The sequence below is a fragment of the Marinobacter pelagius genome (assembly GCF_003315345.1).
Taxonomy (GTDB): Bacteria; Pseudomonadota; Gammaproteobacteria; order Pseudomonadales; family Oleiphilaceae; genus Marinobacter; species Marinobacter pelagius_A.
This window is the reverse complement of sequence record NZ_QNRO01000028.1, coordinates 1-21,522: the sequence shown is the minus strand read 5'-3', so window position 1 is coordinate 21,522 and position 21,522 is coordinate 1. Positions and strand designations below refer to the sequence as shown.

At 59.3% G+C, this 21,522-nt stretch carries 26 protein-coding genes and 1 tRNA gene; 11 read left to right on the top strand and 16 right to left on the bottom strand.

What is annotated here, in order from left to right:
- Positions 1-116 precede the first annotated feature (116 nt).
- A tRNA-Ser gene (locus DET50_RS17625) sits at positions 117-207 on the top strand.
- A 72-nt stretch (positions 208-279) separates the two neighbouring features.
- Here DET50_RS17625 and DET50_RS17620 read toward each other — a convergent pair.
- Positions 280-1,053 carry an IclR family transcriptional regulator gene (locus DET50_RS17620; RefSeq protein WP_113864055.1) on the bottom strand — a complete coding sequence of 258 codons (774 nt, stop codon included), beginning with the start codon at positions 1,051-1,053 and terminating at the stop codon, positions 280-282.
- Positions 1,054-1,224: 171 nt separating this feature from the next.
- Here DET50_RS17620 and DET50_RS17615 point away from each other — a divergent pair, with 171 nt between their 5' ends.
- Positions 1,225-1,455 carry a hypothetical protein gene (locus DET50_RS17615; protein WP_113864054.1) on the top strand — a complete coding sequence of 77 codons (231 nt, stop codon included), beginning with the start codon at positions 1,225-1,227 and terminating at the stop codon, positions 1,453-1,455.
- Between the two features lie 20 nt (positions 1,456-1,475).
- Here the strand turns inward: DET50_RS17615 and hemH are convergent, their stop codons facing one another.
- From hemH to DET50_RS17595, 4 genes are read right to left on the bottom strand one after another with little or no spacing between them, the layout of a single operon-like run.
- The gene (gene hemH / locus DET50_RS17610; protein WP_113864053.1) at positions 1,476-2,585 is read right to left on the bottom strand and encodes a ferrochelatase; all 1,110 of its coding nucleotides are present in this window, start codon (positions 2,583-2,585) and stop codon (positions 1,476-1,478) included.
- 36 nt (positions 2,586-2,621) lie between these two features.
- Complete coding sequence (locus DET50_RS17605; RefSeq protein ID WP_113864052.1) at positions 2,622-3,053, bottom strand: protein tyrosine phosphatase family protein; 432 nt, start codon at positions 3,051-3,053, stop codon at positions 2,622-2,624.
- A gap of 45 nt (positions 3,054-3,098) precedes the next feature.
- Complete coding sequence (locus tag DET50_RS17600) at positions 3,099-3,524, bottom strand: YeeE/YedE family protein (protein ID WP_113864051.1); 426 nt, start codon at positions 3,522-3,524, stop codon at positions 3,099-3,101.
- 6 nt (positions 3,525-3,530) lie between these two features.
- Positions 3,531-3,968: a YeeE/YedE family protein gene (locus tag DET50_RS17595; protein ID WP_113864050.1), complete on the bottom strand. Its 438-nt coding sequence runs from the start codon at positions 3,966-3,968 to the stop codon at positions 3,531-3,533.
- Positions 3,969-4,315: 347 nt separating this feature from the next.
- Between DET50_RS17595 and DET50_RS17590 the strand changes: the two genes are divergently transcribed.
- Entirely contained in the window at positions 4,316-4,732 is a 417-nt protein-coding gene (locus DET50_RS17590; RefSeq protein WP_113864049.1) for a phasin family protein, read from the top strand.
- Position 4,733: 1 nt separating this feature from the next.
- Here the strand turns inward: DET50_RS17590 and DET50_RS17585 are convergent, their stop codons facing one another.
- The 10 genes from DET50_RS17585 to DET50_RS17540 form a co-directional block, all read right to left on the bottom strand.
- Positions 4,734-5,363, bottom strand: coding sequence for a TetR/AcrR family transcriptional regulator (locus tag DET50_RS17585; protein ID WP_113864048.1), 630 nt, complete (start codon positions 5,361-5,363; stop codon positions 4,734-4,736).
- Between the two features lie 18 nt (positions 5,364-5,381).
- Positions 5,382-6,194, bottom strand: coding sequence for an exodeoxyribonuclease III (gene xthA / locus DET50_RS17580; protein WP_113864047.1), 813 nt, complete (start codon positions 6,192-6,194; stop codon positions 5,382-5,384).
- Between the two features lie 81 nt (positions 6,195-6,275).
- Positions 6,276-7,019, bottom strand: a complete 744-nt coding sequence (locus DET50_RS17575; RefSeq protein ID WP_258546166.1) for a hypothetical protein — start codon at positions 7,017-7,019, stop codon at positions 6,276-6,278.
- Positions 7,016-7,537 carry a DUF2878 domain-containing protein gene (locus DET50_RS17570; RefSeq protein WP_113864046.1) on the bottom strand — a complete coding sequence of 174 codons (522 nt, stop codon included), beginning with the start codon at positions 7,535-7,537 and terminating at the stop codon, positions 7,016-7,018. The genes DET50_RS17575 and DET50_RS17570 overlap by 4 nt, the downstream gene beginning before the upstream one ends.
- Positions 7,534-8,811, bottom strand: coding sequence for an SAM-dependent methyltransferase (locus tag DET50_RS17565; protein ID WP_113864045.1), 1,278 nt, complete (start codon positions 8,809-8,811; stop codon positions 7,534-7,536). The genes DET50_RS17570 and DET50_RS17565 overlap by 4 nt, the downstream gene beginning before the upstream one ends.
- Positions 8,799-9,683 (bottom strand): DUF1365 domain-containing protein, encoded by an 885-nt coding sequence (locus tag DET50_RS17560; protein ID WP_113864044.1) that lies wholly within the window; start codon positions 9,681-9,683, stop codon positions 8,799-8,801. Before DET50_RS17560 ends, DET50_RS17565 begins: the two co-directional genes overlap by 13 nt.
- Before the next feature lie 2 nt (positions 9,684-9,685).
- Positions 9,686-10,951, bottom strand: a complete 1,266-nt coding sequence (locus tag DET50_RS17555) for an NAD(P)/FAD-dependent oxidoreductase (RefSeq protein WP_113864043.1) — start codon at positions 10,949-10,951, stop codon at positions 9,686-9,688.
- The gene (locus DET50_RS17550) at positions 10,948-11,748 is read right to left on the bottom strand and encodes an SDR family NAD(P)-dependent oxidoreductase (protein WP_113864042.1); all 801 of its coding nucleotides are present in this window, start codon (positions 11,746-11,748) and stop codon (positions 10,948-10,950) included. The genes DET50_RS17555 and DET50_RS17550 overlap by 4 nt, the downstream gene beginning before the upstream one ends.
- On the bottom strand, positions 11,745-12,212 hold the full coding sequence (locus DET50_RS17545) for a nuclear transport factor 2 family protein (RefSeq protein WP_113864041.1): 468 nt from the start codon (positions 12,210-12,212) through the stop codon (positions 11,745-11,747). Before DET50_RS17545 ends, DET50_RS17550 begins: the two co-directional genes overlap by 4 nt.
- Positions 12,209-13,165, bottom strand: coding sequence for an acyl-CoA desaturase (locus DET50_RS17540; RefSeq protein WP_113864040.1), 957 nt, complete (start codon positions 13,163-13,165; stop codon positions 12,209-12,211). The genes DET50_RS17545 and DET50_RS17540 overlap by 4 nt, the downstream gene beginning before the upstream one ends.
- A gap of 106 nt (positions 13,166-13,271) precedes the next feature.
- Here DET50_RS17540 and DET50_RS17535 point away from each other — a divergent pair, with 106 nt between their 5' ends.
- The gene (locus tag DET50_RS17535) at positions 13,272-14,285 is read left to right on the top strand and encodes an NAD(P)/FAD-dependent oxidoreductase (RefSeq protein WP_113864039.1); all 1,014 of its coding nucleotides are present in this window, start codon (positions 13,272-13,274) and stop codon (positions 14,283-14,285) included.
- A 5-nt stretch (positions 14,286-14,290) separates the two neighbouring features.
- On the opposite strand, the gene DET50_RS17530 is transcribed toward DET50_RS17535, so the two are convergent.
- Positions 14,291-15,775 carry an HD domain-containing protein gene (locus DET50_RS17530; RefSeq protein WP_113864038.1) on the bottom strand — a complete coding sequence of 495 codons (1,485 nt, stop codon included), beginning with the start codon at positions 15,773-15,775 and terminating at the stop codon, positions 14,291-14,293.
- 114 nt (positions 15,776-15,889) lie between these two features.
- Here DET50_RS17530 and DET50_RS17525 point away from each other — a divergent pair, with 114 nt between their 5' ends.
- From DET50_RS17525 to DET50_RS17495, 7 genes are all read left to right on the top strand, one after another.
- Entirely contained in the window at positions 15,890-17,098 is a 1,209-nt protein-coding gene (locus DET50_RS17525) for a PP2C family protein-serine/threonine phosphatase (RefSeq protein WP_113864037.1), read from the top strand.
- Between the two features lie 14 nt (positions 17,099-17,112).
- Entirely contained in the window at positions 17,113-17,604 is a 492-nt protein-coding gene (locus DET50_RS17520) for an STAS domain-containing protein (protein ID WP_092005975.1), read from the top strand.
- Between the two features lie 23 nt (positions 17,605-17,627).
- Complete coding sequence (locus DET50_RS17515) at positions 17,628-18,695, top strand: NAD(P)H-dependent glycerol-3-phosphate dehydrogenase (RefSeq protein WP_113864036.1); 1,068 nt, start codon at positions 17,628-17,630, stop codon at positions 18,693-18,695.
- A 21-nt stretch (positions 18,696-18,716) separates the two neighbouring features.
- On the top strand, positions 18,717-19,166 hold the full coding sequence (locus DET50_RS17510) for a SixA phosphatase family protein (RefSeq protein ID WP_092005980.1): 450 nt from the start codon (positions 18,717-18,719) through the stop codon (positions 19,164-19,166).
- 37 nt (positions 19,167-19,203) lie between these two features.
- Complete coding sequence (locus DET50_RS17505; RefSeq protein ID WP_113864035.1) at positions 19,204-20,100, top strand: radical SAM protein; 897 nt, start codon at positions 19,204-19,206, stop codon at positions 20,098-20,100.
- Positions 20,101-20,113: 13 nt separating this feature from the next.
- The gene (locus DET50_RS17500) at positions 20,114-20,680 is read left to right on the top strand and encodes a DUF1285 domain-containing protein (protein WP_113864034.1); all 567 of its coding nucleotides are present in this window, start codon (positions 20,114-20,116) and stop codon (positions 20,678-20,680) included.
- Between the two features lie 201 nt (positions 20,681-20,881).
- Positions 20,882-21,343: an FKBP-type peptidyl-prolyl cis-trans isomerase gene (locus DET50_RS17495; RefSeq protein ID WP_092005989.1), complete on the top strand. Its 462-nt coding sequence runs from the start codon at positions 20,882-20,884 to the stop codon at positions 21,341-21,343.
- The last annotated feature ends 179 nt before the right edge of the window (positions 21,344-21,522 follow it).

Genomic DNA, 21,522 nt, shown 5'->3' with positions numbered 1-21,522 from the left:
TCCATTAAACCCCGTTAATGTTGAAAAGTGCGGCGGGATTTATGCAGGGCGTTGACAGCACAGGCAATTCCGGTATCATGCACCTCGCTGTCGCAACGGCAGCAATGGTTTTGAAAGGTGGGCTGGCAGAGTGGCTGAATGCAGCGGTCTTGAAAACCGCCGACGGTTAGTAGCCGTCCCGGGGTTCGAATCCCTGGCCCACCGCCATTTTTCTCCAGATTCCCCCTGATATTTCCCCCGTTTCCTCTTGCGCTAATCAGCATTTCTGCTGCGATTTCTCTATTGCTGCTCGTCTGGTCGGTAGCCCAGCTGCCGTGAAATATCCTCTCCGGCACGCTTCAACGCGGCAATCCATTCATCCTTACGCCGCTCGATCGGCGCCGAAACCGAGAGCCCGGCACTGACATTCCCGGATTTATCGTGAATCAGCACCCCGATACAGCCCACGCCGATTTCAGCTTCCTCGTTGTCCAGAGCGTAGCCCTGACGGGCGCTTGCCAGGCAGGCTTTTTCCAGGTCCGGCAGTGAGGACAGGGTGTTGCGAGTGTACGCAGGCAGGTTGGTCCGCTCTGCGTAGGCCTTGATCTCCTCTTTGCCCGCCAGCCCCAGCATCAGTTTACCGACGGCGGTGACGTGTAATGGCGCACGGCTGCCGACTATCTGGTTCACCAGCATCATTCGGTTAGGGGTGACTTTCTCGAAGTAGATCACCACGTCCCCCTCGCGGATGGTGAGGTTGATGGTCTCGCCCATCTGTTCGCACAGGGTCTCCATGTAAGGCAGGGAGACCGCTCTCAGGTCGATGTCGGTGTGCAGTCGGTTGGTCAGCTGCATGAGTCGTTGACCGAGGCGGTAATTGCCGTTGTAGTCCCGCTCCACGAACCGGTTGCTGATCAGGGACAGCAGGATCCGGTATGCGGTGGAGGGGGCAAGACCGGTATCCGCGCTCAGGGTCTTGAGTTTTACCGGCCTGGAATATCTGGCAATGGCGTCCATCAGCAGGACAGCCCGGTCAATGACCTGAATACGCGATTCGGTTTTGATTTCGCTCATGGCGGTTCCTGGCTTGTGTTCGAGGGTGGTGCCACAATATGGGAGTTTTGCGTATGGTGCAAAATCTAGCGCCAGCCGGCTCACGGAGCAACATCGAACCCCGTGTTAGTGCTTACTGGGTTTCCGCCCTTTCAGCCCCATAATGGAGGTATTGTTTGATTGGGAGTGCTTATGCCTGATACCGCCAAAAACACCGAAGACCGTCGCAAAGACCGGAAATTCGCCGTCTCGGCCAACCGTGGCCAGGCCAGCCACCGGATCCGTTATGTGGAAACCGGAGGCGCACTGGTGGATACCGAGGAATGCACTTTCTGCCAGTCCGTTCCGGATCTGCAGGACGGCGAGAAGGAAAAGACGGCCGGAACCCAACCGGACTCCGGCCGTCAGCAGTCATCTGACTGATCGGGGGTACGGAGGATCCCTTAGAGGGATCTGCCGGGGTAAGTCATTTCTTTCTGCTGGTCCGCCCGTTTCTGGCGCTGGGCCAGGTTCTCCGGGGCATTGGTCGGAATCTGCCAGCCCGCAATGTTGTCCTCGATCAGCTTTACCAGGGCCTCGATGTGGCCCGGTGTCGCATTCAGAGCCGGGATATAACTGAATCCCTCACCGCCGGCTTCCATGAAATACTCGCGGTTTTCCTCGTTGATTTCCTCGATTGTCTCCAGACAGTCGGAGGAGAAGCCCGGGCAGAACACATCTATCGATTTGACGCCCTTGCCCGGAAGCGATTTCAACGTCTCGTCCGTGTAAGGCTTCAGCCATTCCTCGCGCCCGAAGCGGGACTGGAAGGTGGTCATGTAGTCCTCGGACGAGAGCCCCAGTCGCTCGGCCAACAGACGTGAGGTCTTGTGGCACTCGCAGTGGTACGGGTCGCCTTTCAACAGATACTTCAGGGGCACCCCGTGGTAGGACAGGATCAGCTTGTCCTTGCGGCCATGGTTGGCCCAGTGCGCCTCAATGTGGCGGGCCATGGCCTCGATGTAGGGCGGGTAATCCGGATAGTGCGAAACAAAGCGCAGGTCCGGCAGCCAGCGGCGCTTGGTGAAGTCCCTGGCCACCGCATCGAACGTGGAGGCCGATGTGGAGGCCGAGTACTGGGGGTAGAGCGGCAACACCAGCAGCTTGCGCACGCCCTGTTCCTGCATTTCATCCAGCACCTTGCTGATGGACGGGTTGCCATAACGCATGGCGAACCCGACCACAACGTTCGGCCCGTACTTCTTCTTCAGCGCCTCGCGGATGCCTTCCGCCTGTTTGGCGGTGTGCAGCAGCAGGGGAGAGCCCTCCGCTTCCCACACACTGGCGTAGGCCTCGGCGCTGCGCTTCGGGCGGATGCGCAGGATGATGCCGTTCAGGATCATCCACCAGAGGGGGCGGGGAACCTCCACCACCCTGGGATCCCAGAGGAACTCGGCCAGATAGCGTCGAAGGGCTGAAGTGGTGGGGGCGTCCGGGGTGCCAAGGTTGGTCACCAGTACGCCCAGCCTTTCGGGCTGGTTATGGCTGAAATTCTCTGAGCCTTTGTATTTCATTCAAGTCGGTCCCTGTTCTGGTTTATGGGCGGGCGGCTACCCCTTGTTCTGTGCCTGTTGCGCCATCCTCGGTGCCAGGCCACTGATGTCGTAGCCAGCGTTACGGGCCTTGGTGAAAATCTCCTGGGCCGGGTTGGCGCGGGCGGCGCTCAGTGCCCAGAGGACGGTGCAGCGGGTGCCGGAACGGCAGAAAGCCAATACGGGCTTTGCCGCGTCCCGGATCATCGGTGCAAACCGATCCACGTCCTCATCCGTGATGTTGCCGGATTCAACCGGCATGTAGACCCACTCAAGTCCCTGTTCCTTTGCGGCGGCCTCTATATCCGCCATGGACGGCTGGCCAGGCTCTTCGTGATCCGGGCGGTTCGCAACGAGGGTCTTGAAGCCCAGGCGCGCCGCTTCGGCCACGTCTTCCACGCTGATCTGTGGCGCTACGGAAATGGTGTCGTCAATCTTTCGGATATCCATGGAAAACCTCCGCAATCTTGGTGGGGCTAAGTTACCAGAAATCGTTCAGGCTTTTGCCCGGTTCCGCTCAATTAATTCGAAAATCGCCATGCCGGCCACCATTGAGACAACGAATACCGCTGCCTTGGTTTCGCCAGCCCCCAGGGCAACGATGCCAGGGCCCGGGCAGATGCCGGCAATGCCCCAGCCGATGCCGAACATCAGACTGCCGATGACCAGACGCTTGTCGATATGGGTATGGGACGGAATCTTCATGTTGAAGCCGAGGAATGACAGGGTCCGGCGACGGGCAACCGCAAACGCCACAACGCCGACGATGATGGCGCCACCCATGACGAAGGCGAGGGACGGATCCCAAAGGCCGGCGATATCAAGGAAGCCCAGTACCTTTTCCGGGTTGGCCATGCCAGACAAAATCAGACCGAAGCCGAAAATCAGACCAGCAAACAGGGATGCAAGGGAATACTTCATACTCAATCAGACTCCAAGCACGTGACGGATAACGAATACGGTAATAAAGCCCGTGGCCATGAAACTCAGGGTGGCAACCAACGACCGCGGGGACAGACGGGACAGGCCGCAGACGCCATGACCACTGGTGCAACCGGAGCCGTAGCGGGTACCGACGCCTACCAGCAGGCCGGCAATGATCAGGGCCGGGTAGCCGGCGTTAATCTCGATGGCGGGCATATCAGCGGCCAGAAGCCAAACTGCCGGAGCTGCAAGCAAGCCCAGCATGAAGGCCACCCGCCAGGCGATGTCGCCCTTCAGGGGTGTCAGCAGGCCGCCGAGGATACCGCTGATGCCCGCGATGCGGCCGTTGAGCAACAGAAAGCTGGCCGCTGCCAGGCCAACCAGAATACCGCCGGCCAGAGCCGACCAGGGAGTGAAATTACTCCAGGCAATCTCGATCATTTACTACTCCGTGAGGACAGGGTTTTGATTACAGGAATAAGCTTATAAGGGCGGGCAATAATACCACGAAAAAAGCCCGGCAAGGGATGCCGGGCAGAGGCGTGCGAGTAGTATCCATGAAAGACTTCCAGACAAACCGGCATCAGCAGGGACACCGGTATGGTGAAGTATTGACCATATTTTGAACACTTCAAGCGAGAGCCCGTTTCGTTTGAAAACATTTTTTCATATCGAATGCGTGTTTATACTGCGGCCTTTCCCTGAGCGGGTTTCAGCGCCACTGCAATCCCGCCGGGGGTGTAATACAATAGGGGCCTGAAGCGAAATTTCCACCCCGAGGTTGATAAATGTCAGACGAAAAATCCCCAAAGCCGGAGACCGACGCGCAGCTGGCTGCCAGGATCAAGGGTTCTGCCCGCCAGATCTGGCTGGCGGGCCTGGGTGCCTACACCAAGGCCGAAGAGGACACCGGCCGGTTTTTCGAGCGTCTGGTGCAGGAAGGCGAACAGCTGGAGAGCAAGACCCGGGGCGTGGTCGGCAAGCAGATCAAGTCGGTTGAGGACCGGGTTGAGGGCGTCCGTGAACGGGCCACCGGTACCTGGGACAAGCTCGAGAACATGTTTGACGAGCGGGTGTCCGGTGCCTTGCGTCGGCTGGGTATTCACCGTCGCGAAGAAATCGAGGCCCTGGAACGCCGGATCGAGATCCTGGAAACCGAGCTGAACCGGATTCGCAACCGATCCGGGAGCGACGAGGAAGAGTAGGTCAGAGATAGTCCCGGCTCATCAGCCGGACTTCGTCCTGTTCCCCGGGGGCGAGGTAGGGAAGAACCAGGTGCATCATCTGGTAAACCCCGCGACCCGGGTCCACGGACTCCCGATCTTCAAGGTGTGACAGCGTATCAAAACTGCTCCAGTAACAAGCAGTTAGTGTTAACTGTTCACACAAAGACTCAAGTTCTTCCTCATCAATTTCCAGCATCCCCTGGCGCCGGAAGCTTTCGCAGATAACCCTGAAGGCGGCGGTTTTCTTTTTCAGCAGTCGCTTGAATCTCGCCTGCAGCCGATCGTATCGCGACAGCACATTGACCAGGTCCTGGTACAGAAAGCGGTACCTCGCCACCGTCTCGAACATCAGGTGCAGGAAGAAGCCGTTCTGGTCGAGGCTGATGTCCGCATCTTCCGGAACCGCCAGCAGGTCGAGCATTTCAGCCTCGAACCGTCCGAACAGTTCCTCGACGATGTCGCCCTTGCTCTTGAAGTGGTAATAAAGGTTGCCCGGGCTGATCTCCAGTTCGTCGGAGATCAGCAGCGTGGTCACATTCGGCTCCCCGACGCAGTTGAACAGGGCCAGGCTGGTATCGAGGATGCGGTCGCGGGTTTTGATTTTTTTCATGTCGCGCCCGGCCGCGCCTCAGAGATCGAAACTGGCCCAGACCGGACAGTGGTCCGAGGGCCGTTCCATGGCGCGAATGTCATAGGAAACCCCGGCCGCTCGGGCCTTGGGCAGCAGGCTGTCGCTGGCCATGATCAAGTCAATGCGCAGACCCCGCCTGGGGTCCCGTTCGAATCCCCGGCTGCGGTAATCAAACCAGCTGAAGGTGTTGTCCTCTTCCGGGTGCAGGTGTCGGAATACGTCGGTAAAGCCGCGCTGTTCGACCTGGCTGAGCCATTCCCGCTCCTCGGGCAGGAAGCTGGTCTTGCCGGTGCGCAACCAGCGCTTGGCGTTGTCGGCTCCGATCCCGATATCCCTGTCGGTGGGTGAGATGTTCATGTCGCCCATCACCACGACATGGCCGCCCTCGTTTTTCAGCTCATCCAGGTACCGCATCAGGTCGGCGTAGAACTTTTCCTTGGCCGGAAATTTCACCGGATGGTCGCGGTTCTCGCCCTGGGGGAAATAACCGTTGATGACCGTCAGCTTTTCGCCGTTGACGGTGAACTGGCCGGTGATCAGCCGGCGCTGGGAGTCCTCGCCGTCCCAGGGATAACCCTTGAGCACCTTCTCGGGCTCTTCTTTTGAGAGCAGGGCAACGCCGTAGTGGGTCTTCTGGCCGTGGAAATGGACCCGGTAACCCAGCTTATGAATCTCCTCCACCGGAAAATTCTCATCCTGCACCTTGGTTTCCTGAAGCCCGATCACGTCCGGGTTCAGGTCTTTGATGACGGCTTCTAGCTGGTGCAGACGGGTGCGAATACTGTTGACGTTGAAGGATACAAACATCATGGCTGCATAGTTCTCCGGCGTAGGTTCCGGCGGAGTTTAACATACTGGTGCGGGGTTGCTGCCTTGGCAGCACAGACAGGATCAGGGAGTCAGTTCACATTCCGGGTAACTGGCGATGTCGTAGCGGATGTGGGCCTGGTAATTGGTATCGGAGTTCTTGCGGATATTGGTCAGGCCCAGGTAATGGGTGAGCGCGCCCCGATCGTTATAGCCGAGCTGTATCGGGTCCACCAGAAAACGCAGGAGCATACTGGTGGGGCGAATGGCGACCTCGAGGTGTGCTTCCACTTCCCGATGGTCGCTCGGCTCAAGGACAAAGCCGTAGAGTTCGCCCCGGGTCGGGCCCAGGAATCGGAACTCCACCGAACGGCCGTCCTGTAGGGCGGACCAATTCTGGCGAACCAGGTTGTCAAACCCGGCATCAACCACAGCACGCCCCTCAATCGGCACATTGAAGGCCTGGGTTTCGCCTGAGGGTGTTACCCAGTCAACCTCTATGATGCCTTCACCCGGGTAGCTGATCCGGAGCGATTCATCAAAGCGGGGCTGGTTGAAAACCACTTCCGGCTGGAGGGGAGAACGCTGATACCGGAGGACCTTGTCCGCAAAGCCCTCACTCTGGTCCTGCTCGCGATATTCCACCTGGTGATTCAGGGGGCGGAACTGGCCCTCGGTACATTCGCCTTCAACCTGATGATGCTCGGTATAGAGCACTTTCCCATTTTCCGCCCGGGCCTCACCGGAGAACTGAAAGATCTTTCCGTAACAGGCTCCGGTGGCAGCCAACAGCAACAGGGCCAGGGCAGGTCTACGCATCCGCTTCATTGTGCGAGCTCCGGATAAAGGTATTTGCGAATGAACAGCAGCAGCGGGAACACCACCAGCCAGCCCACCGCGAGTGCCAGCAGTGACAGAGTCTGGTCGGGCAGGGTCACAGCACCGAGCTTGCTGGCAGACCAGTAGGCAAAGGGGCCGGCGATGGGCGCCAGCACAAAGGGCAACCAGCGATTCCGGCCGATCCAGTCCAGGGAATGACACAGGGTGGTCATGAAAATGGCCCAGATCGCCACCAGCCACGGGGGCACGATCAGCAGCTCGGCGGTCTCCGAATAGAGTACACCGGTCTGGAACCAGAGCGTATCCAGGGCTGCGCCCACCACGGTACCGAAGCCGATGAACTGCAGTTCACTGAACCGCCTCTGGCTGACCAGCACGAAGTGCAAGATCAGGAACACGCCTATGACCAGAACCGTCAGCCGGTTCGGGTACAGCACACAAAGAAGCCAGCCCGCCTGGAACAGGACAAAGTTCAGAATATTCCGGGAAGTCTCCGAGGCAATCATACGCTCAGGATGTTCGCACGCTTGTTGCCGGGCTTGGCAAACACCAGCTGGGACACGCCGATGGCCCGCTCGCTGAATCCGGCCTCGCAGTAGGCGAAGTAGAAATGCCACAAGCGGCGGAACGCCTGGTCGTAGCCCATCTGATCGAGAGTTTCTTTCCTGGTCATGAAACGCTCGCACCAGTCACGCAGGGTGCGGGCGTAATGGAAGCCGATGTCTTCCGAATGGGTCAGGACCAGGTTCGAGCCGTTGCGAACCGATTCCAGGATGGCACCGAACGAGGGAATGAAGCTGCCCGGGAAGATAAAGCGCTGGATGAAATCCACGTTCTTCAGGGCGCGCGCGTACCGTTGCTCGGGCATGTTGATGGCCTGCACCAGGGCCAGGCCATCGGGTTTGAGCAGGGCATTGATCTGCTGGAAATAGCTGTCCAGGAATTGCGGGCCGACTGCCTCGATCATTTCAATGGAGACCAGCTTGTCGAACTGGCCCTCGAGATCCCGGTAATCGTCAAACAGCAGGGTAATGCGGTCTTCCAGTCCCTCGGCCTTGACCCGGGCCTTGGCCAGCTCCAGCTGTTCCCGGGAGATGGTCGTGGTGGTGACGTGGCAGCCGAAATGCTTGGCGGCATGGATGGCAAAGCCGCCCCAACCGGTGCCGATCTCGATCACGCGGTCATCCGGGCCGAGATCCAGTTTCCGGCAGATGGTGTCGAGCTTGTGGACCGCCGCTTCTTCCAGGGTGGCATCCTCGCGGGGATAGATGGCCGAGGAGTACATCATGGTGGGGTCCAGGAAGGTTTCGAACAGGTCGTTGCCCAGGTCGTAGTGGGCACTGATGTTCTTCCGGGAGCCTTCTTTGGTGTTGCGGTTGAGCCAGTGCAGGCCTTTAAGGGCCGGCTTGGTGACCCAGCTGAACCGGTCCTCGAATTCGTTCATCCGGTCGACATTGCGGGTGAAGAAGCGCAGCAGCGACACCAGATCCGGGGTGGACCAGTCGCCGGCCACGTAAGCCTCAGCGGCACCCACACCACCGCCGGTCAGCAGATCCCGCCAGGTGCTGTGGTCGTGAATGACCAGTTCGGCCGGAGCGTAAAGGGTATCGCCGTCGCCAAAGACGAGGGTTTCGGCACCCGCCTCCCTGATGGTCAATACGCCGTGCTGGAGGACCTTGAGCTGTTGAAGCACCAGTTGCCGGGCGACGCGACTCATCAATGGCAGGCGGCCGGAGTCGGCATGTTCGCGTGTATCGACGGATGTATTCAGGTTCTCCATGAGCTTACCCTTCCACCAGTGGTGTTTACGTCATTGCCGGTGGTCACATCCAGTCCGGCATCTTCGGTTCCCCGGCGATAGGCCGGATCGTCCCCGGACAGTTTGTCCGGATGGCTGTAGAACGGGGCGCCTTTCAGCTTCAGGCGCAGGGCGTTCCAGTAGATGCCTGCGACCACCTTGATCGCCTCGACCGGAAAACGGCGCAGGCTTCTGTGCAATTCTTTACGAGTGAGGGGGGTACGCTGGACCACCAGAGTGGCGTCAAAATGCTTGTGCTGTTCCTGGAACACGTTCATGTGTATCCGCAGCTCCGGGCCGCGGAAACTGAAGGTCCACTGGTATTCCTGTTCCATCCCATTGAACGGCGACACATGGAAACGCTTGGAGAAGCCGAAGCGCTCGGTTCGCCAGCCCGCGCTGTTGGCTTTTGCCCCCGTGGTCTCCAGGCAGTAAACGTGCCGTTCGTGCCAGGGCGTGTTGGTGATCTGGGCCACGATCACGCGGGGCACCGCGCCCTCGGCGGGATCTTCTCCATGCTCGTAGCAAAAGTAGAAGCTGACCGGATTGAACACGTAGCCGAAGTAACGGGGGTGGGTGATCAGTTCCACCGTCCCGTCGGGGTACCAGTCGGTCGCATCCTTCACATAATCGCGAAGGGCGGCGGACAGGTTGCGGACTTCCGGCCGGAAATAATCGTCACGGCGCAGGGACATCCAGTTGAAGCGTTCCAGGGAGAAGAACCGGCTGATGCCGGTGATCCTGTCCCATTCGTCCACATCAAGCGCCAGCATCCCGGTGCCATACTCGAACCCATGGCCGATCGGCTGCATTCGGCGATGGCGGACGGACCCTTCAAGCCACTGGCTGACCATGCTCAGATCTCCATCCCGAAATCACTCAGTACCCGAACCGCACTGCGCACGCCGTCCTCGTGGAAGCCGTTGAACCAGTAGGCCCCGCAGAAATGGGTGCGGTTGCGATTGCTGATCTCATGGTAGCGCTGCTGTGCGGCGACTGCCTCCAGGGTAAAAACCGGGTGGGCGTATTCAAAGCGCTTGATGACCTTGTCGGGATCAATGTCCTGGCTGCGGTTGAGCGTCACGCAGAAAGTCTCCCGGGCGTCGTGGAAGTTCTGCAGGATGTTCATGTTGTAGGTGACCGACACCGGCTGGGTGCTGTGCTGCGGGATGAAATAGTTCCACGCCGCCCAGGCCCGACGGTTGGAAGGCAGCAGTCGGCTGTCGGTATGCAGCACCACGTCGTTGTTCTGGTAGGCGATGGCGCCCAGGACATCCCGCTCCTGATCGGTCGGATCGGCCAGCATGGCCAGCGCCTGGTCACTGTGGCACGCCAGGATGACCTGATCGAATTCGTGGCTCTCGCCGTTCACTTCGACGGCCACACCGTTCTCATGCCGGCGCACGGCACTGACCGGGCAGTTCAGGTGGGTGCGGTCGGCGATCCGCTCCATCATTTTCTTCACATACTCGGCGGAGCCGCCGCTGATCACCCGCCAGGTGGGCCGGTCGTCCACCGACAGCATGCCGTGGTTGTTGAAGAACTGCAGGAAAAACCGGATCGGGAACTGTTCCAGGACAATTTCCGGCGCCGACCAGATCGCCGCGCCCATGGGCACGATGTAGTAGTTGCGGAAATAGCGCGAGTAGCCATTGCGGTTCAGATATTCCCCAAGCGTTTCAGCGTCGCTGATGTTGCCTTCAGAAAGATCCTGGCGAGTCTCCCGGTTGAACCTCAGGATCTCCCGGATCATGCGCAGGAACGGCAGGTTCAGCAGGTTTTTGCGCTGGGCAAACAGGGTGTTGAGGCTGGTGCCGTTGTACTGCAGCCCGGAGGACGGGCAATCCACGCTGAAACTCATGTCGCTGACTTCGGAGGCCACACCCAGGCGGTCCATCAGTTTGATGAAGTTCGGGTAGGTCCAGTCGTTGTAGACGATGAAGCCGGTATTGACCGGCCAGGTGCGGCCGTCTGATTCCACCTGCTCGGTGTTGGTGTGGCCACCGGCATAATCGCCGGCTTCAAACAGCTGAACATCGTGTTTCTCCGCAAGCTTCCAGGCCGCGGTGAGGCCGGAGACGCCGGCCCCAATGACAGCAATACGCTGACGTTCGTTGGTCATTCGGTTTTTTCCTGTTGATCAGAACTCTTGCGCGCCATGTTGGCGGCCATACGGTCAACCAGAGCCCCGGGCAGTGAGCCCAGGATCTTGAGCGTCCAGGTAAAGCGTTTGGGAAAGGCAATCTCGTTCTTGCCCTTGGCCAGCCCACTGACGATACGCTCGGCCGCGTCCTCGGCGGAAACCCGGAAGGGCATGGGGAAATCGTTGCGGTCGGTGAGCGGTGTTTTCACGAAGCCCGGCGATACCACCACAACGTCAATGCCCTCGGCGGCCAGGTCGGCCCGCAGCGAGTGGGCAAAATAGCTCAGCGCGGCCTTGGAGGCACCGTAGCCTTCCGCCCGGCCAAAGGGAAACCACCAGGCGGAGGAACTGACGATGACCAGAGTGGCTGGCCGGCCCATCGCCCGGGTGCGGCGCAGCGCGGGCAGGGCAATGTCCAGCGAACGGGCGGTGCCAAGCACATTGGTCACGATGTTCGCTTCGATCACGTCGCTGCTGTATTGGTCGACCTCCAGGTACTCGCAGGTGCCGGCGTTGAGGATCGCCATATCCAGAGGCTGGTCTGAATCCAGGTCAGGGGCGATTTTGGCCAGGTCCTCCTTGCTGGTGGTGTCGGCCACGGCTGGCGTAATCCGCTCGGGTGCCAGTTCACGCAGTTTTTCCAGCGCTTCGGCACGGCGCCCGGTGATCATCAGATGATGCCCGCCACGGGCCAGCGATCGGGTCAGCGCTTCGCCAATCCCCGAGCTTGCGCCCGTGATCCAGATGTTGGACGGTCCCTGCAATCGTGTACTCATCCCGCTTGCCCTTTTATCCAGCGGACCAACCGCCCGAGAGCCGGGAGGTTCTCGTAAAGCAGTTGGCCGGCATCAAAATAGTCCCGGTGAAAGCTGACCCGGCCATCTTCGATCTCCAGGTGGCTGATGCCATCCACGGCAATTTCGCGACCGCCACGAATCCGCTTGTGGCGCAGTTTCATGACCCAGGGCAGGGCGACCGAGGCGCCGTTGGCGACGGCAGGTTCAAACTCGAACCGGCACGAAATGACATTCTTGTAGGCACCCGCAAAATAGTGGGTCAGCTCATCCAGCCCGGTAACCTGACCGAAAGGATCCTGGAACCGGATGTCCTCGCTGTAGACTGCCTGGAGTTTGTTCAGGTTTCCCTTGTCCAGCTCGTTGAACAGTGCCTTGAAGTGTTCGATCGTCGCCGGAACGGCCGAATTCTTGGTGCCTACTTCAATTGCTGAGGCTGTGCTCATGACTGCTTCCTCCTCATCGCATCGAGCTTGCGGGTTTCCTCCTGAATGTGCTTCGGTATGGGGTTCAGATCCCAGATGATGCCCAGGCGGGACAGCAACCAAAGCCCGTACCAGGTGATGTCGATTTCGTACCAGCGGAAGCCCTGGCGGACGGACTGGGGCCAGCGGTGGTGATTGTTGTGCCAGCCTTCACCCAGGGTGATCAGGGCCAGCCAGAAATTGTTGCGGCTGTCGTCATTGGTATCGAAGCGGCGCTTGCCCCAGACGTGGGACAGGGAGTTGATCGAGACGGTGGCGTGGAACAACATCACCGTGGAGATAAAGAAGCCCCACACCAGAAGTTGCAGACCATTGGTGCCCAGGGAAGGCGCGAAGGCGGCAAGAGCCTCACCGAGACCATAGATACCCACCGCAGCAGCAGCTGGTACCAGTGAGTCGAAACGGTTGATGAAGCGCAACTCCGGGTACTTCATCCAGTCCCGCACGCGCCGTTCGTCCATGGCAAAGCCGGCATCGCAGGTGAACCAGCCCACGTGTGACCACCAGAAGCCGCCATGATGGGGGGAATGGAGATCCTCTTCACGGTCGGAGTGCTGGTGATGATGGCGGTGGTGGGCTGCCCACCAGAGCGGGCCACGCTGGGCGGCACTGGCGCCCAGCAAACCGAAAATGAACTGTGCCGGACGGCTGGTCTTGAAGGTCTTGTGAGCGAAATACCGGTGATAGAACCCCGTGATGGAGAACATTCGGATCAGGAAAAAGGCCACGGCAAAGCCGACGGCGAACGCACTCGCCCCGGTGTAGAATGCCAGCAGGCATACCAGATGCAGCAAAATGAATGGCACTACCCGGATGAAATTGAAGGAGCGGGAGCTCGTGTCGATGTGATCCGAACCCGCGTCAGAGTCGAACCACCTCAGAATGTTTATAAACCAGTGTTGCACTCGGGTCATACCCTGATTGCCCTTCTACTTCAGTGTGAAACCAAGTCGGCGAAGCATCGCTCAACGCTCGAGGGGTTTTACGTAATCGTTACTCAAATTGGATGCACCAAACACGATGTTTAATGAAGCACCCGACAGACACCTTATACGCCGTATTGCCGTCATCGGTTCAGGGATTGCAGGGCTGACTTCGGCGATTTTGCTTAAGGAACAGGGCCACTCGGTGACCGTGTTCGAGAAGAGCCGTGGCCCCGGTGGACGCCTGGCCGCGAAACGGGTTCCCGGAGGCTCTGCGGACATCGGCGCCCAGTATTTCACCGCCAGAAACCCGGCGTTTCTGGACTTCCTGACCCGGTACGCCGGCGGCAGCAGTTTCACCACCTGGCAAGGGCGCCTGGTGTTCCAGCACCGGGACGGAAGCCGGGAGTCTTTCCCGGAGGAAGAGCGTTATGTGGGAACCCCACGCATGACAGCCATCAGCCGGGCGCTGTCAGCCCATGTTGATCTGGTCACCGAGACCCGTATTGAAAGAATGGCCCGTAAAGACAGTCAGTGGGAACTGGTTGATACCGGCGGCAACATGGTGGGCCGCTTTGACCGAGTGGTCGTAACCGCACCACCGGCCCAGGCCAGGGACCTGATGCAGGCGAGTGCTCTGGAGGAGGCTGCAGACCGGCTGGAGCAATCGGTATCGGCGGTGGCACCGTGCTGGGCGGTGGCGGCGCATTTCAGCCAGCCTCTGGACCCGGGGTTCGACGGCATCCGTTGCCAGCATCCGGTGTTGTACTGGGTCGCCAACAATTCCAGCAAGCCGGGCCGTGAGGATTCCGGACAATGGTGGGTACTGCACGCTAACGCGGAATGGACGCAAGCGAATGTGGATGCAGCGCCGGAGCAGGTTGGTGCCGAGCTGGTAAAGGCATTCCAGCAACTCACTGGCACTGATGCTCAGCCGGATGATCTTGTACCTCACCGCTGGCTCTACGCCCGCTCCGGCGGCGAGAATCTCCCGGGTCACCTGTGGTTCGATCAGCTGGGCATCGGCCTGGCCGGGGACTGGCTCGATGGTGGTCGGGTCGAGGGCGCCTTCAACAGTGCCAGCGGGCTGGTCCAGGCCATGGAGTCCTGAGCCGGCTATTCCGTCATGTCTTCAACCGGGCCGAGAGTGATGTTCGGTCGGGTGTAGAAATGAGTGATGGTACCGTCGTTGAACTTGCTGAAGAACGCGCTCACTTCCGTGATCTTGCGGAGTGACCGCGTCCGGTTGATGGGGTCGCGCACCAGCACCTTGATGCCGTTGAAGTTGTCCTGGATGTTCGAGAACCGGGCGCGCATGGAGCAGGTCACCACGTGCGCCGGGTTCAGCCCCAGTTCCCGGGCCAGCCATTCGCTGTGGCGGTTAATCCCCTTGTCACTGAGATTTTCCCGCGTGTCCAGGTGGTCAAGCTTCACCCGGTTGACGATGCAGAAGGAATAACTCTGGGGGTTCTGGCGCGCCACCTTGCGGAAGGCTTCCCAGAAGAAGCTGTCCGTCAGCTCCGCGAAGAAGCGCATGTCACTCAGGCAGATGTCGATCCACTCGAAATTCTCCTGATCCTCCAGGACCTCATTGATCGCTTCCCGGAGCAGCCAGTCGAAGCCGAGCGCGGTCTTGTGGGCGTAGACCTTCCGGTACATCTGGTGGCGGCTGTAGACAAAGTCCTCCAGGGCGCCCAGGCCTTTGTGGGTGATGGCCAGGCCCAGCCAGGGCTCGGAGACGTCCCAGCCGAACCGGAAGTTGGTCAGCAGGTGATCCAGGTTAAGGCCACCGATTGTCACCGAGGAATGGAAGCCGTCCCGGAGCATGTAGTCGGCGCGATCCGCGTCGATTTCTCCGGAAACGATGGAAGAAAGCAGATCCATGACCAGACCCGGAATGTTCTCATCCGGCATGGAGCCGGATTTCGCCTCGTCCCCGGCGATAAAATTCCAGAAGGTTTCGGCGTGGCGGCGGAAGGTCTCGCTGGGCCGCACGTCGGTGGTTTCCATAATGCCGATCACATCTCTGCGGTCCAGCCCGGCAGATTCCAGATCCACTGCGGAGAGCACCTCGTGAGCAACCCGTACCGAGTAATGCTCGTGTTCGAGCTCTTCCGGCTCCTCGTTGTGGTATTGGGAGAAATCCACGCCGGTCCAGAGGTTACGGAACCGGTCCGGGCGTGACATCAGCTCGCGGATACGCCGGGCCTGGGTGAACTGGTGCGAGAAACTGGAGTGGCCGCTGTCGTGCAGCAGGCAGCCAAGGCGGATGGTCTTGGCCAGGTAATCGATGGCGTCGAGCTGGCTAAGGGTGAGATCGGTCTGCTCACTCAGCTGGCGCTCCCGCAGGTAGGCATCGATCATCGAGCGGAACATCCGCGTGCCCACATGCATCACCCCGACACTGTGCAGGAAGCGGGAATGGGTGGCGCCGGGAAACACCAGGCTCAGGATATCGTTCTGGCAGATATTACGCAGGCGCTGGAACAGGGGATGGTCGATGACCTGTATCTCATGCCGGTATAAGGGAATCCCACCGTGAACCGGATCCATGATCAGCTTGTCATAAGCCCCGAGTAAATCGTTTACCGCACGTCTCATGGTCAGGATTCTCCCCAATTCGCGAAACTGGCCTTGTTATATCACAGGGTCGTGCCAGAATAGGCTTTATCAAGCCAATTTATCGTTTATCGATGGTAGTTTAGGGCAACAGCCATGGCATCGCGCACCGAGCGCATTCTTATTATTGACGCCGATGAAAAGGCCCGTGCCGACCTCTCCCGGTATCTCGAGGCGCGCGGATTCTACGTGACCGGCTTTCCCGACGTGGCTGCAGCCAAGAGCCTGTTTGACGATAACACTCCGGATGTCATCTTTGCAGACCTGGATCCCGAGGCTATCCGGGATCTGGCCGGCAGGCTCGAGGAGTCGGAGACATTCACCCCGATTGTGGCCTGCTCAAGCACCGAATCCAGTGCCGATGTGGTAACCGCGCTCCGGGCGGGTGCTGCCGATTTCGTGCTCAAGCCGTGCAGTGATGACAAGGGTGCCCTGGACGATGTGATCGGCAAGTTGCTGGACCGGGTCCGGGTCAACCGTCTGAACCAGCTCTATCGGCAGGAACTGGAAGAGGCCAACCGGGACCTGCGGGACGGCATTGCCGAGCTCAGGGCCGACCAGAGGGCAGGGCGCAAGGTCCAGCTTAGGATGCTGCCGGACCGGGAACAAATGATGGGCGGGCTCCATGTCGACCACCTGATCAAGCCCTCCCTGTATCTGAGCGGCGATTTTCTCGACTATTTCCGGATTTCGGAAGACAAGCTGCTGGTCTACATCGCGGATGTGTCCGGCCACGGCGCCAGTTCAGCCTTTGTGACCGTGCTGCTGAAGAACCTGACCAACCGGTTGCAGCGAAACCTCCGGCGCCAATCCAGTGATGACATCCTGTATCCGGAGCGTTTCCTGGAACGAATCAACTCGGAGTTGCTGGACACCGGACTGGGCAAGCATGTGACGGTGTTCGTGGGGATCATCTCCGAATCCGAGCGCAAGCTCCGGTACGCGGTGGGCGCCCATTTTCCGATGCCGATTCTTTCCTTCGAGGGCGGAAGCACCGCTTTCCTGGAGGGCAGCGGCCTGCCGGTGGGGCTCTTCGAGGCGCCCCAGTGGGACGTTTATGAGGTGACGCTCGACAAGCCGTTCCGGCTACTGCTGTTTTCCGATGGCATTCTGGAGGTAATCCGGGCCAAATCCCTTGATGAAAAGGAGAAGACGCTACTTGAACTCGTATCGGGAGGTAGTCACACTATCGCATCTCTCAACGAGGCGCTGAGTCTGGACGGTATAACAGAACTTCCGGACGATATCGCTATCGTATCGGTAACTGATACCATTAAAAGGTCAGACAGCACGTCCCATAAATAGTGGCAGTGTGAAACATGGCTGGTTACAAGATCCTGCAAGCTGAACAACAGGGCATTTATGTCCTCAAGTTTATCGGTGAAATCCGGCTGAACCTGTGTTCGACGCTGGACAATCTGGTTGAGTCAATTACCCAGGATCCTCAGTTCAAGACCGTGGTTATCGATCTGACCGAGACCGAGATCATCGACAGCACCACCCTCGGTCTGCTCGCCAAGATCGCCATGGCCGCGCAGAAACAGAGCCATTTCCTGCCAACGCTGATTTCCACCAATCCCGATATTACCCGCATCATCACCTCCATGGGGTTCGACAAGATCTTCATCATTGTCCGGGAACCCGCCTCCCGTATTGAGGAGCTGGAAGAAATTCCGGTTCTCAAAGCCAGCGAACAACAGGTTCGCGACAAGGTTCTCGATGCCCATAAAGTGCTGATGGGCATGAACCGGAAGAACCGGGAAGAGTTCAAGAATCTGGTGCGTGCTCTGGAATGCGAAGAGCACGGCTGAGCCGATAACAACACGGAATGACTATGTCTGATACCAATGCGTCCCGCGATTCAGGGGCCCAGAACCCGCCACATGACGTTGCAGTACTGGGCGGCGGCAGTTTCGGAACCGCCATGACCAAGGTACTGGGTGAAAATGGTCACCGGGTACATTTCTGGATGCGGGACCAGGCCCAGGCCGACGAAATCCGCAAAACCGGCATCAACAGCCGCTACATGCCAGGCGTGAAACTCGAGGGCGATATCGAGCCCACGACCGATCTGGTCCACGCTGTGAGCAAGGCGGAAGTTGTCTTTGTCGCCATACCCAGCAAGGCTTTCCGGGCGGTTATCCGTGAGCACAGCAACGATTTTCGCGATGGCCAGATCGTGGTGAGCCTTACCAAGGGCATTGAAGAGCACGGCTTCAAGCTGATGAGCGAGATCCTGCAGGAAGAGATTCCCCGCTGCCAGATCGGTGTACTGAGCGGCCCGAACCTGGCGGGGGAAATTGCGGCCCGGGACCTGACGGCCACCGTGATTGCCGCCAAGGATCCGGATGTGCGCCGCACCGTTCAGGATCTGCTTGGCTGCGAGTATTTCCGGGTCTACGCCAACGTCGATGTTTACGGCGTGGAGCTGGCCGGGGCACTGAAAAACATCTATGCCATTGTCGCAGGCCTGGCCTCGGCGCTGGATATGGGCGAAAACGCCAAGGCCATGCTGATTACGCGCGGGCTGGCGGAAATGAGCCGCTTCGCAGTGAGCCTGGGCGCCAATCCGATGACCTTCATGGGCCTGGCCGGCGTGGGCGACCTGATCGTGACCTGTACTTCCTCCAAGAGCCGTAACTTCCGGGTCGGCTATGCAGTCGGCAAGGGCCAGAACCTGGATGATGCCGTGAAGGAGCTGGGGCAGGTTGCCGAGGGTATCTATACCCTGAAGCTGGTGAAGGAAAAATCAGAGGCGATCGGCATCTACATGCCCCTGGTACGCGGGCTTTACGAAATCCTCTACGGCACGGCGTCGATCAAGGCGGTAATCAACAGCCTGATGATGGCAGTCCAGAATTCCGACGTGGAGTTCATCCTGCCCCGCACCATCAGCCAGTAACCGGAAGGATCGGAGGTGCCCGTGCAATTGATCATCATGCGCCACGGCGAGGCCGGTTGGCACACTCTGGACCAGGAGCGGGAACTGACAGAAGCCGGTCGGGAAGGGGTCGGAGCCGTTGCTCACCGCATTGCGGAATCCCCCTGGCGGCCGTCCCTGATCTGGAGCAGCCCCTATGTCCGGGCCCGCCAGACCGCGGGCATCATGTCCGAGATTCTCAACTGCCGGATTGACGAGAAGGATTTCATCACCCCGGATGATGACCCCGGTGCTTGCCTGGATGCCCTTCTGGAAGTGCGGGAATCCCGGTTGCTGATCGTCTCCCATATGCCGTTTGTCGGCAGCCTGTCCACTCTGCTGGTGGATGGCCACCGCCGCGGCATTCCCTTCATGACGGCCCAGGCGGTGTGTCTGGACATGCCCGTGGTGGGGCCGGGTTGCGCAGACTTGAAAGCCCAGTTTTTGCCCTGATCTTACCCACAAACACTTTCTGATTTCGGAAGCACCTATGTACAGCTTTCCCATCGACTATGTCGAGCCGGTGTTTCGTCCACCGAGTGAAGCCAAATCCCTGATACTGCCGGTGACCAACGGCTGCTCCTGGAACAAGTGCACCTTCTGCGAGATGTACACCCAGCCCCAGAAGAAGTTCCGGGCCCGCAAACCGGAGGACATTCGCAGGGATATCGAGAACGCCGCGAAAACCCTGGGCGGCGTCCGGCGGGTATTCCTGGCCGACGGCGATGCCATGGTTCTGCCAACCCGGCGGCTGCTCGAGATTCTCGCCGACCTCAAGGCCGCGTTCCCGGATTTGCAGCGGGTGTCCAGTTACTGCCTGCCACGGAATCTGGCGAAGAAAAGCGTCGAGGAGCTGGCTGAACTCCGGGAAGCCGGACTGGCTATCCTGTACGTTGGCATGGAATCCGGTGATGACGAGGTGCTTCGCCGGGTCAACAAGGGCGAAACCTGGGAGTCCACCCGCTCGGCCCTGGTCAAGATCCGGGAAGCCGGGCTCACCAGCTCTGTGATGGTCCTGAACGGTCTGGGTGGCGAAACCCTGTCCCGGCAGCACGTCATCAACACCGCGCTGTTGTGCAACGAAACCCAGCCGGATTACCTGTCGACTCTGGTGGTGAGCTTTCCCCAGGGCGAAGAGCGCTTCCGCGCCGGTTTCGGTGATGATTTTGTCCCCCTGTCACAGCAGGGATTGTTCGAGGAAATCCGCCTGTTCCTTGAGCACCTTGAACTGGAGAAGACCGTGTTCCGCAGTGACCACGCCTCCAACTACCTGGTGCTCAAGGGCATTCTCGGCCGGGATAAGGCGAAGCTGCTGGACCAGGTCAACCTCGCCATCAGCAACCCCGGCGCCGCGCCCCTGCGGGCAGAATGGATGCGTGGACTCTAGGAGGCACTGAGCCATGAGCAAGAATCCCGAAACCTTCGCCAAAGAAGTCGAGGAAACCGTCAAGAAGCCGGGGCTGCCGCCACTGGATCAGTGGCACCCGGAGCTGTCCGGGGACATGGACATGGTGATTCGCCGGGACGGCCAGTGGATCTTCAAGGGCGAGCCCCTGGGCCGTGAGGCCATTGTCCGGCTGTTTTCGACCATCCTGCGGCGTGAGGAAGACGGTGAGTTCTACCTCGTGACCCCTGTGGAGAAATGGTGCATCCAGGTCGAGGATACACCGCTGCTGGCGCATTCCCTGGAGGTGCATGGCACTGGGGATGATCAGGTACTGACTCTCACCACCAACGTGGGCGAAACGCTGGAAATCAGTGAGGAGCATCCGCTGGAAGTAGGGCAATATCCGGATTCGGGCGAGCCGCGGCCGGTCATCAAGGTTCGTCACGGTGTCGAGGCACGGGTTGTCACCGCGGCTTTTTATGAGCTGGCGGACCTCGTGGTCGAGAAAGAAGAGGCCGGTGAAACCGTTTACGGTGTTCTGAGTCACGGAAAGTTCTGGAAAGTCGGGCAGGGCGGTTGAAAAACTCCGGCCTGCCCCCATCAATCACGGTAGAAAACGCAACCTGTCACTTGTTAGACTATGTTTTCTTACTTGTTATCGAGCCTGGCTCTCTAACGAGGCCCGGTGGTCGTTAGTCCCTCTGTGCAGTCCGGCTGTCCATGATCACTTTCGATTGCCTTAATTCATAAATGCAGTCATTGCGACACGCAAGGAGATAAAATGGCCCAACCTCGTGTTGTTACCATTCATTACACCCTCACCAACGACCAGGGAGAGCAACTCGATTCCTCCCGTGTAGAAGGTCGTGAGCCGCTGACTTACCTGGAAGGCGCACAGAACATCATCGGTGGTCTGGAAAGTGCACTAACCGAGAAGGACTCTGGCGATCAGGTGAAGGTTTCCGTTGAGCCGGCAGAAGGCTACGGCGAAGTAAACGAAGAACTGATCCAGCCGGTTCCCCGCTCTGCCTTTGAAGGCGTAGACACCATCGAGCCGGGCATGCAGTTCCAGGCACAGACTCCGGGCGGCCCCCAGATCGTTCGTGTAGTGGAAGTTGGCGACGAGACCGTCACCATCGATGCCAACCACCCGCTGGCTGGCCAGACCCTGCACTTCGACGTGGAAGTGGTCGAGACCCGCGACGCGACTGAAGAAGAGCAAGAGCACGGCCACGTGCACTGAAGTCGCGCCTGAAGGCGGGGAGAGGGTGAAGACGGGGTCAGATGAAGGCTTTCATCTGACCCCAAGTTAAAGCCTTCCCCAGATTGAAGTGACCCCCGAAAGTTGGACACCGACTTTCGAGGGGTTACATGAAAAGAATCTACAGCAAAACCTTCAAGATACAGGTGGCGCGGCTCTAT

What these genes read in the sequence shown, in the direction of transcription:
- DET50_RS17605 (WP_113864052.1), bottom strand. Translation starts at nt 3,053, where the DNA reads ATGGATATCCGAAAGATTGACGACACCATTTCCGTAGCGCCACAGATC.
- DET50_RS17535 (WP_113864039.1), top strand. Translation starts at nt 13,272, where the DNA reads ATGTTTAATGAAGCACCCGACAGACACCTTATACGCCGTATTGCCGTC.
- DET50_RS17530 (WP_113864038.1), bottom strand. Translation starts at nt 15,775, where the DNA reads ATGAGACGTGCGGTAAACGATTTACTCGGGGCTTATGACAAGCTGATC.
- DET50_RS17520 (WP_092005975.1), top strand. Translation starts at nt 17,113, where the DNA reads ATGGCTGGTTACAAGATCCTGCAAGCTGAACAACAGGGCATTTATGTC.
- DET50_RS17505 (WP_113864035.1), top strand. Translation starts at nt 19,204, where the DNA reads ATGTACAGCTTTCCCATCGACTATGTCGAGCCGGTGTTTCGTCCACCG.
- hemH (WP_113864053.1), bottom strand. Translation starts at nt 2,585, where the DNA reads ATGAAATACAAAGGCTCAGAGAATTTCAGCCATAACCAGCCCGAAAGG.
- DET50_RS17600 (WP_113864051.1), bottom strand. Translation starts at nt 3,524, where the DNA reads ATGAAGTATTCCCTTGCATCCCTGTTTGCTGGTCTGATTTTCGGCTTC.
- DET50_RS17560 (WP_113864044.1), bottom strand. Translation starts at nt 9,683, where the DNA reads ATGGTCAGCCAGTGGCTTGAAGGGTCCGTCCGCCATCGCCGAATGCAG.
- DET50_RS17555 (WP_113864043.1), bottom strand. Translation starts at nt 10,951, where the DNA reads ATGACCAACGAACGTCAGCGTATTGCTGTCATTGGGGCCGGCGTCTCC.
- DET50_RS17515 (WP_113864036.1), top strand. Translation starts at nt 17,628, where the DNA reads ATGTCTGATACCAATGCGTCCCGCGATTCAGGGGCCCAGAACCCGCCA.
- DET50_RS17525 (WP_113864037.1), top strand. Translation starts at nt 15,890, where the DNA reads ATGGCATCGCGCACCGAGCGCATTCTTATTATTGACGCCGATGAAAAG.
- DET50_RS17570 (WP_113864046.1), bottom strand. Translation starts at nt 7,537, where the DNA reads ATGATTGCCTCGGAGACTTCCCGGAATATTCTGAACTTTGTCCTGTTC.
- DET50_RS17540 (WP_113864040.1), bottom strand. Translation starts at nt 13,165, where the DNA reads ATGACCCGAGTGCAACACTGGTTTATAAACATTCTGAGGTGGTTCGAC.
- DET50_RS17595 (WP_113864050.1), bottom strand. Translation starts at nt 3,968, where the DNA reads ATGATCGAGATTGCCTGGAGTAATTTCACTCCCTGGTCGGCTCTGGCC.
- DET50_RS17550 (WP_113864042.1), bottom strand. Translation starts at nt 11,748, where the DNA reads ATGAGTACACGATTGCAGGGACCGTCCAACATCTGGATCACGGGCGCA.
- DET50_RS17500 (WP_113864034.1), top strand. Translation starts at nt 20,114, where the DNA reads ATGAGCAAGAATCCCGAAACCTTCGCCAAAGAAGTCGAGGAAACCGTC.
- DET50_RS17590 (WP_113864049.1), top strand. Translation starts at nt 4,316, where the DNA reads ATGTCAGACGAAAAATCCCCAAAGCCGGAGACCGACGCGCAGCTGGCT.
- DET50_RS17545 (WP_113864041.1), bottom strand. Translation starts at nt 12,212, where the DNA reads ATGAGCACAGCCTCAGCAATTGAAGTAGGCACCAAGAATTCGGCCGTT.
- DET50_RS17620 (WP_113864055.1), bottom strand. Translation starts at nt 1,053, where the DNA reads ATGAGCGAAATCAAAACCGAATCGCGTATTCAGGTCATTGACCGGGCT.
- DET50_RS17575 (WP_258546166.1), bottom strand. Translation starts at nt 7,019, where the DNA reads ATGAAGCGGATGCGTAGACCTGCCCTGGCCCTGTTGCTGTTGGCTGCC.
- DET50_RS17585 (WP_113864048.1), bottom strand. Translation starts at nt 5,363, where the DNA reads ATGAAAAAAATCAAAACCCGCGACCGCATCCTCGATACCAGCCTGGCC.
- DET50_RS17495 (WP_092005989.1), top strand. Translation starts at nt 20,882, where the DNA reads ATGGCCCAACCTCGTGTTGTTACCATTCATTACACCCTCACCAACGAC.
- DET50_RS17615 (WP_113864054.1), top strand. Translation starts at nt 1,225, where the DNA reads ATGCCTGATACCGCCAAAAACACCGAAGACCGTCGCAAAGACCGGAAA.
- DET50_RS17565 (WP_113864045.1), bottom strand. Translation starts at nt 8,811, where the DNA reads ATGGAGAACCTGAATACATCCGTCGATACACGCGAACATGCCGACTCC.
- xthA (WP_113864047.1), bottom strand. Translation starts at nt 6,194, where the DNA reads ATGATGTTTGTATCCTTCAACGTCAACAGTATTCGCACCCGTCTGCAC.